A 10,297-nucleotide genomic window follows, 5' to 3' on the forward strand; every position below is an offset into this window, starting at 1 on the left:
CATCTGCTTGGCGCTCGTGAGCGAGACGACAGCAGGGTCTGGCAGGGCGTCGGGGGTGGTCATGCTCCGAGTGTAGATGCACAAGAACTCTTGTGCAATGACTCTTGTGCGATTGCCTCCGGACAAAGTAAAACTCCTCGCGCACCCACCAGAGCCCAGTTACCCTTGCTACGTTTCCGTCCTGGGGGAGTTGGCCTGGATGGCGCCACGCGAGGAGCCAGCATCCATTCTATGACATCCGAGCCGATGGTTGTGCGCGCGTTGCGGCTCTGCGTTCGGATGCCATCCGCAAGCAGGATAGGATAGCTGAGGTTGAAAACGTGCGAACGTGAAAACCGGCCAGGAGAATTCGCCTAGTGGCCTATGGCGCACGCTTGGAAAGCGTGTTGGGTTAACGCCCTCGGGGGTTCGAATCCCCCATTCTCCGCCACACAGAAACGCCCATCGGCAACGGTGGGCGTTTCTGCGTTTTGCTACAGCGCCCGCTCAGTGGCCTGGCCCACGCCAGTTCTCTTCACCACGGCGCCACCCCAGAGCCGGTTCCCGCAGCATCCGTTCGTGGTCTTTCAGCATATGAACGATTCCCCGGATGGGTGGCTACCCGATTCACCGGTTCATGCCCCAGAATGAATCTCGAGGCGGGGGCGCAACGTGACGATTGAGACCAATGAGGTGGTGGTGTCCGTTCGCGTGCGCCAGGGACTGCTGGCCCAAGGTATTGCCGCGCTCCTTGCACTGAGTGTGCCTGTGCTGCTCGTGCTCTACTGGCTGACCATCCCGACCGGGGCGTGGGTGTGGGTGGCAGCCGTCCAGACGCTGGTGATCGTCGTCGTGATTTTCGGGGTGTATCGCTACCTGCGGGTGTGCATCAGTGTGACGCCCACGCACCTGCTCGAACGGCGTTTCTTCTTCGGAACCAATCGCGTGCCGCTCGATTCGATCGGCCGTGTGGTCATGCTCGAGATGCATCGCACGATGGCGTCGCAGTCGCGGCTTCAGATGTTCGTGCTGGATGCCGGCGGTCGCCCGCTCGTGCGGATGCGTGGCGAATACTGGTCGCGCAACGGCATCAACCGCATCGCCTCGCACCTGACGATGGCGCCGATCGAGCACATCGATCACCCCGTCACGCTCGACGAGCTGCAGACCACGCGCCCGGAGATGCTCTACTGGTTCGAGCGCCGACCCAGCCGGATGCCCTAAGCGAGCTTGATCCCCATCGCGATGCCGCCGGCATCGGAGGCCAGTTCGGTGAACCCGACCCGACGGTAGAACGCCTGGGCGTTCGTGTTCCCTGAGCCGACCACGAGATGCAGTCCCGGAATACCCCGCTCGGCCAGGGCCGCCGCCATCGTTTCGATGAGCTGGCGGCCGAGTCCCTGGCCCTGCGCCTCGGGCAGCAGGTCGATGTGCAGATGAGCCGGGTATTCATCGACGGCGGCGATCAGCATCCGCTCGGGGTTCTCCGCCGAGGCGATGATCGAGCGCTCGAGCTCTCCGTCGCTGGAGTACTTCCCGGCGACCGTCGGCCACCATTCTGAGCTGAACCACTCGGCGAAGGCCCTCGTGTCTGCCGCGCCGAGGATGTACCCCACGGCTCGCTCGCCGTTGTCGACGACGAAGGCCAGCCCGGGCTCATGGTTGACATACGGCAGCGCGTAGATGTCGGCGAGCAGGGCGTCCGAGGAGTGCAGCCCCGTGGCATCCTGCCCGTTGTCGCCGGTTCGGATGCAAATATCGACGACATCGGCACGGTCTCTGGGCTCATACGGCCGAATGCGCATCACTCGCCTGAGTTTACGCAGGTGAGTGATGCATTCGGGAGGGAAATGGTGTGGTCCGTGGGCGCATGAGGCCGGTCACTCCGGAATTCCTTTGGAAACTGGTTGGCGGTGCACCCCTCCAGGCCAGGGCCGTTCGCAACGTCGGAGAATCCGACAGGAACAGCCGCTTCCGGCCCTCGAGAGCGCGTTTCGTCGCGAAACTCCGAAGTTGGGAACAGTGCCTCGGTGAATCGCACCCGTCGTTGGCTGAATCGCCTGACCTGGCAGCCCGCGACGCTCGACGAATACCTTCGCCGCCGGCAGCTCATCGCGCCGCAGTTTTGGAGTGGGGCGGGGATCCGCTGGCCGACCACGCCGAGCCGGACGACAACTGTGCGACCCGGATTCTCTGTGATGTCGCGGCGACGCTGCGTGCGGCATCCGATCGGCCGAAGCCGGACGGGCTGATTCCGCTGCCGATCTGGTTCCGGTCGCTGGCCTACCGACGCCGGCGGGTGCCGAAGATTCCCTCGACGACGCCGGTGAGGATCGTCTTCGTCGCTCGCGACGTGAGCACCTCCTCGAGCACTGTCTTCGATTTGCGGGTGCTTGTGCGTCGGGTCGTGCCCTGGGTTTTGCGGAGCAGTCGCTCGTATTCGGCATCCGCCTTTTTCTGCGCGGCCGCTTGTGCCTTGTCCATCGCGGCTTTCTGCTTCGCGTACTCCGCTTCGGCCTTCGCCTGCGCCAGGGCCGCCTCCTCGGCCGCCGCCGCCTGATTCGCGGACTCCATCTTCGCCGCGAGGATCTCGCGCGCTGACTCACGGTCCACGGGGGTGCCGTATTTCGGCAGAAGAACGGATGCCGCGACGGCCGCGTCGATGGCGGCATCCGGACTCGGCGACATCAATCCCTGGGGAGCGCGAAGCCGGGTCCACGCGACGGGCGACGGGGCGCCCTTCTCGTTCATGACCGTGACGATGGCTTCGCCGGTGCCGAGCACGGTCAGCGTCTCCTCGAGGTCGTAGCCGGAGTTGGGGTAGGTGGAGACGGTGGCACGGAGCGCCTTCGCGTCGTCGGGCGTGAATGCGCGCAACTGGTGCTGCACACGCGAGCCGAGTTGCGCGAGCACGTCGCCCGGGACATCTTTCGGCGTCTGCGTCACGAAGAAGATCCCGACGCCCTTCGAACGGATCAGTCGCACGGTCTGGGTGATCTGTGCCAAAAAATCCTTCGACGCATCCTGGAAGAGCAAATGAGCTTCGTCGAAGAAGAACACCAGTTTGGGCTTGTCGAGGTCACCGACCTCGGGCAGGTCGTTGAACAGGTCGGCGAGCAGCCACATGAGGAAGGTCGAGTAGAGTGCCGGTTGATCCTGCACCCCGGGCACCTCGAGCAGGCTGATGATGCCCGTGCCGTCGGAGGTGGTGCGGAGGAATTCGGCCGTGTCGATCTCGGGTTCACCGAAGAACACGTCTGCGCCCTGGTCGGCGAAGATGATGAGCTCGCGCAGGATGACACCGACCGTGGCGCTGGAGAGCCCGCCGAGGTCCTTGAGTTCTGTTTTGCCCTCGTCACTCGCGAGGAACGTCAGCACGGCGCGGAGGTCGGTGAGGTCGAGCAGGGGCAGTCCGGTTTTGTCGGCGTAGTGGAAGACGAGCCCGAGGCTGGACTCCTGGGTGTCATTGAGGCCGAGAACCTTGCTCAACAGAATCGGTCCGAAACCAGCGATCGTCGCGCGGATCGGCACTCCCCTGCCGACACCGCCGAGGGAGAAGTACTCGAGCGGGAAGGCATCCGGGGTCCAGTCCTGGCCGATCCCTTTCGTGCGGCTGAACAGTTTCTCGCTGCCTTCGCCGGGAACCGCCATCCCGGAGAGGTCGCCCTTGATGTCTGCGGCGAACACCGGGACGCCGTGGGCACTGAGTTGTTCGGCCAGTCCCTGCAGGGTGCGGGTCTTGCCGGTTCCCGTCGCGCCGGCGACGAGGCCGTGCCGGTTCATCATCGCGAGCGGGATGCGCACCTGCACGTCCGGCAGCGGGTCGCCGTTGATGAGCGCGCCCATCTGCAGAGCCGGGCCCTCGAAGGCATAGCCGGCGCGGATGTTCGCGATGTCGGCGGTGTCCAGTGGGCCGGATGCCGCGGAGGCAGTAGGCGCCGGAGCTGCGGCCGCGGGTTCGGCAGCGTGGTTCTTCGTGGCCTGTGCCTGTGCCTCAGTGGCGGCTGCCGCTGCAGCCTCCTCGAACCGCTTCAGCGCCGCCGCCGCCGCGGCTTGCGCCTGCTCGGCCGCCTCCGCGAGCGCGGCGGCTTCGGCACGGGCAGCGGCGAGGGAATCGGGTGCGTCACTCATGCCACGAGCCTAGCCATCGGCCCCTCCCCCGGCCGAGGGATTGCGGGGATCCGGCGGCGCTGTTCGCAACGTCGGAGATTCTCCGCCTCGGCTGCCGTTTCGTGCCTTGAGGAGCCGGCTTGAGCAAAATCCCCGCAGTTCGAAATCGCCCGAAGTATTCGGAGGAAATACAGGGGATCTGTCCACGTCGAGAGGACGGACCCTTCGATTCTCCTTCCGGGTTCCCGAGCGGGTGTGGTTCAGCCGGGCGGTGCCGTCCGGGCGCCGACCATTTCACCCGTTGCGGCCCGGCACCACGGGGCGGGCGGGTTGTGCCCGGCCGGACCGGGTGTTCTCGTTCACCGCGCCCGCGGCTGCAGAAGCCGCGGCGGCTGGACCGCCCACGCCCGGACGAGGTCGGTGCGCACGGTCACCCCGGAGCCCGGGCCGGTCGGCACGGCGAGCCGGCCGTCGTTCAGCACGAACGGCTCGGTGAGGTCCTCGGCGTAGTAACGGTCGGAGGCACTCGTATCGCCCGGCAGCGTGAAGCCCGGCAGTGCCGCGAGCGCCACGTTCATCGCCCGGCCGATGCCTGTCTCGAGCATTCCGCCGCACCAGACCGGGATGCCGCGGGCCAGGCAGGCGTCGTGGATCGCGACAGCGGGCAGGTAGCCACCGACCCGGCCCGGTTTGACGTTGACGATGGAGGTGGCGCCGCGCTCGATCGCGTCGATCGCAACACCCGCCGAGACGATGGACTCGTCAAGACAGACCGGCGTCTCGATCGCCTGCGCGAGGGCGACGTGTGATGCGATGTCCTCCTCATCGAATGGCTGCTCGATGAGAAGCAGCCTGGACGCGTCGAGCCGCCGGAGATGGGGGATGTCTCGGCGCGTGTACGCGGTGTTCGCGTCGACCTGCAGCGCGGCATCCGGCCCGATCAGTTCACGCACGCGGCGAACCGGTTCGAGGTCCCAGCCCGGTTTGATCTTCAGCTTGATGCGGCGGTAACCGGCGTCGACATAGCCCTGTACTTCGTCGAGCAGCTCGTGAATCGTCGGGCTGATGCCCACCGAGACACCACAGTCGACCTCGTTGCGGACGGCACCCAGGTGCCGGGCGAAGCTGGTCCCGGATGCCCTCAGCTCGGCATCGAGGACGGCCGCCTCGAGCGCCGCCTTCGCCATGCGGTGTCCGACGACCGGGGCGAACAGCCGCTCGAGGTCCGCGGCGCGCAGTACGGGGGCACCGAACAGCAGTGGTGCGAGGTGGTGCTCGATCACGTGGGCGCAGCCCTCGACATACTCGGAACTGTAACCCGGCGTCGCGCCGGCGACGCATTCGCCCCAGCCCTCGCCGACGTCAGTGACCAGGTGGACGAGCAGAACCACGCGCTCGGTCTCTCGACCGAAACTGGTCTCGAACGGGCGCACAAGGGGCATCGCGATGCGGTGCAGCGTGATCGAGTCGACCTTCATCTGCTGACTGTAGCGCGCAGCCTGGGCCACATCACGTGAAGACGTAGCCGCCGTCGACGAACCGGACCGAGAGACCCTCCTCGAAGGCGGGCACGAAGACCGCGCGGGATGCCTCGCGGAATTCCGCGGCGGCATCCGGATCGTCGTGTCGCAACGCCTCGAAGTCCGGGTGAAGTTCGAACCGGATGCCGTGATCATGCGCGGGCACCGTCGGCCGGGTGTATTCACTCAACCGACCGACGCGAGCCAGCGACCGTGCAATGGCGTCTGACACCTCCGGGGAGTCCAGCTGCCAGCTGACCTCGAACCGGTCGCTCCGGTCGGCACCTGAGATGGCGTCATCGAGCCGGCCGTAGAAATCCGGGTGATACGCGCGCACCGTCGCGCCGAGTTTCTCGAGGTTGAGATGGGCGTTGCGCCGGATGAGCGGATCGTACGTCCACCGGACCTCGCTCACGCCGTTGTCGAGGGCGAGCGCGCGCTGGGCGAGCTTGAGGGCGAATCCCACTCCGCCGCGGGCCGAAGGCGTGACCGCGGCCACGTGCGAATGGACGTGCAGCCCCTGGTCCCAGCCGAGCACCCCGACGACGGCGCCGATCACGGTGCCCTCGCGTTCGGCGACCAGAACGGTGTTCCCGGCGTGGGCGATCGCCTGGATGAATGACGGATCGGCGCCCGACCCGCGCCCCCACGTGTCGTCGAGCAGGCGGCAGACCTCGGCATAGTCGGTCAGGCTCGCTGCGAGCCTGATGTCCGCGGCACAGTCGCGCGCGGCGGCATCCGCCTGTTCTCGGGCCGACGTCACGCCACTGACTCCTCGCGGTCCACGACGGCCGGGGATTTCCTTCGTATCGGTTCGCCGGAGATCTTCGCCGCAAACGGGGCCCAGAGGATGAGCACGACGCCAGCGCCGAGCAGCGCCCCGCCGATCGTGTCGGTGAGCCAGTGCACGCCGAGGTAGGTGCGAGAGAACATCATCAGGGCGACCCAGAGAATGCCGGCGACCCAGACCCAGATCCTCGGGAAGATGATGCCGAGAGCGACCGCCATGGTCGCCGCGTTCGCGGCGTGGCCCGACGGGAAGGAGCCGTGATCGCTCACCACGAGCATCTCTTCCGGCCTGGCTCGATCGACCACGCTCTTCAGTAGTTGCACCAGGCCGACGCTCGCCAACGACACAAGCGCGAAGAACAGAGCAGACCAGGGCCTTTTGAGAACCAGCAGAACGATGACGATGAGGATGGGGAGGATGAACGTCGCGAAGGCTCCACCGCCGAGCCAGTTCATGCCGTACGACATCCACTCCAGAATCGGCAGGCGATCGTCGTCGAAGACCTCTTCGCTCCACTCGGAGTCGAGCATGAACGGGAGTTCGTTGCCGCGTTGCATGATGAGGACCGCGAGAATCGCTCCGAGCGCGAGGGCGACACCCCCGGAAATCCACGGCCAGTGACTGGCGACGCGTTTTGCGGACGGATCGGCCAGTGTCGACGGATCGACGCGTTGTTCAGACATTGATTAATAATGCACCGGCTCCGACAGAAACGGTCATCCGGTGCAGACATTGACAACGACGTAGCGGATGTGGTGCGAACTGCGCCCCGCGGTCGGGGGACACCCGGCGCATGTTCCGGCACCTTGCAGCGAGAGTCAAGCCCCGACGATCCGGTGCCGTCCGGACGCATACTAACTGAGCCAGTAGCACCGTCCCCGGGCTGCTGTTTCTCGCCCGCTGCCCCCTGCGCGAAACAACCATCGAGCAAAGGAAATCAATGATGATCGAGACCAGCACCATCGACACCGTTATGGGCTCCACCGCGTATGACAAAGACGGAGACAAGATCGGGACAGTCGGCCAGGTGTACGTCGACCCGGACGACGGCCACGCGGTCTGGGCCAGCGTCAACACCGGTTTCTTCGGCACGAGCGAATCGTTCGTCCCTCTCGAGAACGCGAGTTTCGACAGCGACGGCCTTCGCGTTCAGTACGACAAGGCCTTCGTGAAGGATGCTCCGCGCATCGACGTGGACGGTGAACTCTCCACAGAGGACCAGGAAGCGCTCTACCAGTACTACGGCGTGAGCTCCGGTTCCACCGGCGGGGCCGGATACACCGACACCGCTGACTCCACCGACCGCCGCGACACCGTCGGGGGCCCGGGACATGACACCTCGGGGCCGAACACCGACGACGCCATGACTCGCTCGGAGCAGAAGCTCAACGTGGGCACCCAGAAGGTCCAGACCGGCAAGGCGCGCCTGCGTAAGTACGTCGTCACCGAGCAGCAGAACGTCACAGTCCCGGTGCAGCGCGAGGAGGTCCGCTTGGAGCGTGAGCCCATCACGGATGCCAACGTCGGCGACGCCGTGTCGGGCGCCGACCTCAGCAGCGAAGAGCACGAAGTCACGCTCACCGAGGAACGCGTCGTCGTCAACAAGGAGACCGTCCCGGTGGAACGTGTCCGGCTCGACAAGGACATTGTCACCGAGCAGCAGACCGTGACGGAAGACGTCGCCCGCGAGGAGATCGAACTCGAGGGAGACGACACAACGGCACGCGGCACGGGTCGCGACCGTATCTGACCGAGGGAAGCGAAGCGGTCGGTCGGCGTTTCGCCGGCCGACCGCTTCTTCGTGCACCCGCCCCACCGTCGCCTCATTGCTCGGCCGATCCGCGACGGGTCTCCGCGCGGCTGGCGGAAAACGAAAAGATCAGCCAGGCCCACCACAGCTGAACCGCTCCGAACAGTACCCCTGAGAGCACTCCGGCGACAGGAATGAAAGGTCCGCCCAATGCCAGGTACGCCGGTCCGCTGGCAGCCAGCAGCACGCCCGCCGTGCGGGGGAATACAGCCGCACGGGCGGCTCCAACTCCGATCACCGCCAGGCCGAGCGCCCACCCGATCGCCAGAAGCCCTGCCCCGAGGAACAGCCATGAGCTGAACATCGGGCCGTTCAGATCCAACAACCGTGGGTCGGAGTCCGCCACAACTGGAAATGCCAACGCTTCGAAGAAGCCAATGGCGGAACCGCCAACGGCGCCGGAGAGGGAGAAGGCGAGCCCCACCTGCCCGAATCGGCGCAGTCGGCCGCCGTGAACGGCGACGATGCCGACGGCGCCGATGAACGCGAACGCAAACACGAGGATGCTGGCAACATGGATGAGCTGCCACGCGGCGGTGTCTCGTACGACCTCAGCAACAGGACGATCGAAGATGCTGGGGTGCAATGGCACGAGAGCTGCGGTGACTGCGCCACTCACCGCAAGAACGATGGCGGAAACGCGGACAGGCACCTGCACGGAGGCCACGTCCGGAGTTTACTGCGCTGCCGGTGTCGTGAGAAGCCTGCGCGTTGACTCATAAGAAACCTCCGCGTGGCCCTATTCGTTGCCTCATTTGAAAACCTCCGCTTCGGCGTGGGTCGAGAGGTGAGCCGGTGGATGTGGGATACGCCCGTTTCTATGGAGCTGACGATGACGCAGCGGCAGGCTGTGACGAAGAAGAAAGCGCTCGCGTATCGCAGCGCCGACCGGGCCGGTAAGGGCCGGATCCTGACCGAGGTGGTCGAGTTGACCGGGTGGCATCGCGACTATGCGCGGGCGGCGTTGCGGGACGCGTTAACGCTCAGGGTGGTGAAACCCCGGGCGGGGCGGACGCCGAGGTATGGGCCGGCCGTGACGACGGCGCTGGTGAGGTGCTGGGCGGTGCTCCGGGCGCCGGCCGGGAAGCGTCTCGCGCCGATGCTGGGCGTCTTGGTGCCGTTGCTGCGCCGCGATGGCGAACTGGATCTCACCGATGCCGAGGCGGCGTTGTTGGTGCGGATGAGCGCGGCGACGATCGATCGGCGGCTGGCGCCGGAGCGGGCGAAGCTGATCCTGCGGGGCCGGTCGCATACCAAGCCCGGGACCCTGTTGAAGTCACAGATCCCGATCCGGACCTGGGCCGACTGGGACGACGCTGTCCCGGGGTTCGTGGAGATCGATCTGGTCGGCCACGAGGGCGGGAACGCGTCGGGCGAGTTCTGTTTCACCCTGACGGTTACTGACATCGCGACCGGCTGGACGGTGAACCGGTCGGTGCAGAACAAGGCGGAGAAATGGGTGTTCGAAGCGCTGATGCAGGTCTGCCGGGTGTTCCCGTTCCCGATCATCGGCATCGACTCCGATAACGGGTCCGAGTTCATCAACCACCACCTGTTCGACTACTGCGTGGCGAACAAGATCACCTTCACGAGATCGCGGGCGAGTAACAGCAACGACGGAGCGCATGTCGAGCAGAAGAACTGGACCCACGTGCGCGAACTCGTCGGCTACCACCGTTACGACACCCCGGCGGAGCTGGCCCTGCTGAACGAGATCTGGGACCTCGACCGGGTGTTCACGAACTACCTGCTGCCCCAGCAGAAGCTCGTGTTCAAGCAACGCAACGGCGCGAAAGTGACCAAACGCTACGACACCGCGACCACCCCGCACCAGCGCGCGATTGCATGCGAGGAGATGCGCAAACGGCCGATCATTCAGATGAACGCGGAATTCAAACGAATCAAGCCCGCTGCCCTGTCGAGGCAGATCCTCGCCCTCACCGGCCAGCTTGAGACTCTCACCCTGGCCAAGAAACCGGCCGTCGTGAAACCAGCCATCAACCTAGCCTTCAACCGGTGATCTCCGCGAAGGTTCTCATCTGAGGCAACGTATCGACCTTCCCGGAGGTATTGACATGAGGCAACAGG

At 65.7% G+C, this 10,297-nt stretch carries 9 protein-coding genes, 1 tRNA gene and 1 other RNA gene; 4 read left to right on the forward strand and 7 right to left on the reverse strand.

Translation table 11 applies throughout. The annotated features are described in order from the left end of the window. Positions 1-125: 125 nt before the first annotated feature. Positions 126-222: signal recognition particle sRNA small type (gene ffs / locus ACLQ62_RS02015), an RNA gene on the reverse strand. Between the two features lie 120 nt (positions 223-342). Between ffs and ACLQ62_RS02020 the strand changes: the two genes are divergently transcribed. Beyond that, a tRNA-Ser gene (locus ACLQ62_RS02020) sits at positions 343-430 on the forward strand. Positions 431-651: 221 nt separating this feature from the next. Next, positions 652-1,203: a hypothetical protein gene (locus tag ACLQ62_RS02025; RefSeq protein ID WP_411719990.1), complete on the forward strand. Its 552-nt coding sequence runs from the start codon at positions 652-654 to the stop codon at positions 1,201-1,203. Here ACLQ62_RS02025 and ACLQ62_RS02030 read toward each other — a convergent pair. The 5 genes from ACLQ62_RS02030 to ACLQ62_RS02050 all read right to left on the reverse strand — a co-directional run bounded on the left by ACLQ62_RS02030 (position 1,200) and on the right by ACLQ62_RS02050 (position 7,082). Next, on the reverse strand, positions 1,200-1,784 hold the full coding sequence (locus tag ACLQ62_RS02030; RefSeq protein WP_411719998.1) for a GNAT family N-acetyltransferase: 585 nt from the start codon (positions 1,782-1,784) through the stop codon (positions 1,200-1,202). The genes ACLQ62_RS02025 and ACLQ62_RS02030 overlap by 4 nt on opposite strands. A 478-nt stretch (positions 1,785-2,262) precedes the next feature. Then, complete coding sequence (locus ACLQ62_RS02035; RefSeq protein ID WP_411719991.1) at positions 2,263-4,110, reverse strand: helicase HerA-like domain-containing protein; 1,848 nt, start codon at positions 4,108-4,110, stop codon at positions 2,263-2,265. A gap of 338 nt (positions 4,111-4,448) precedes the next feature. Beyond that, positions 4,449-5,567: an o-succinylbenzoate synthase gene (menC, locus tag ACLQ62_RS02040; protein ID WP_411719992.1), complete on the reverse strand. Its 1,119-nt coding sequence runs from the start codon at positions 5,565-5,567 to the stop codon at positions 4,449-4,451. A 31-nt stretch (positions 5,568-5,598) separates the two neighbouring features. Further along, positions 5,599-6,372: a hypothetical protein gene (locus ACLQ62_RS02045; RefSeq protein ID WP_411719993.1), complete on the reverse strand. Its 774-nt coding sequence runs from the start codon at positions 6,370-6,372 to the stop codon at positions 5,599-5,601. Continuing rightward, positions 6,369-7,082 carry a phosphatase PAP2 family protein gene (locus ACLQ62_RS02050; RefSeq protein ID WP_411719994.1) on the reverse strand — a complete coding sequence of 238 codons (714 nt, stop codon included), beginning with the start codon at positions 7,080-7,082 and terminating at the stop codon, positions 6,369-6,371. The genes ACLQ62_RS02045 and ACLQ62_RS02050 overlap by 4 nt, the downstream gene beginning before the upstream one ends. 257 nt (positions 7,083-7,339) lie before the next feature. Between ACLQ62_RS02050 and ACLQ62_RS02055 the strand changes: the two genes are divergently transcribed. Further along, a complete protein-coding gene (locus tag ACLQ62_RS02055) occupies positions 7,340-8,149 on the forward strand; it encodes a DUF2382 domain-containing protein (protein WP_411719995.1) in 810 nt (269 codons plus the stop codon). 73 nt (positions 8,150-8,222) lie between these two features. Here the strand turns inward: ACLQ62_RS02055 and ACLQ62_RS02060 are convergent, their stop codons facing one another. Further along, positions 8,223-8,876, reverse strand: coding sequence for a hypothetical protein (locus ACLQ62_RS02060; RefSeq protein ID WP_411719996.1), 654 nt, complete (start codon positions 8,874-8,876; stop codon positions 8,223-8,225). A 165-nt stretch (positions 8,877-9,041) separates the two neighbouring features. On the opposite strand from ACLQ62_RS02060, the gene ACLQ62_RS02065 reads away from it, so the two are divergent. Then, entirely contained in the window at positions 9,042-10,229 is a 1,188-nt protein-coding gene (locus tag ACLQ62_RS02065) for an integrase catalytic domain-containing protein (RefSeq protein WP_411719997.1), read from the forward strand. The last annotated feature ends 68 nt before the right edge of the window (positions 10,230-10,297 follow it).

Origin of the sequence: Mycetocola sp., from assembly GCF_046716805.1 — a bacterium.
Lineage (GTDB): Bacteria > Actinomycetota > Actinomycetes > Actinomycetales > Microbacteriaceae > Mycetocola_A.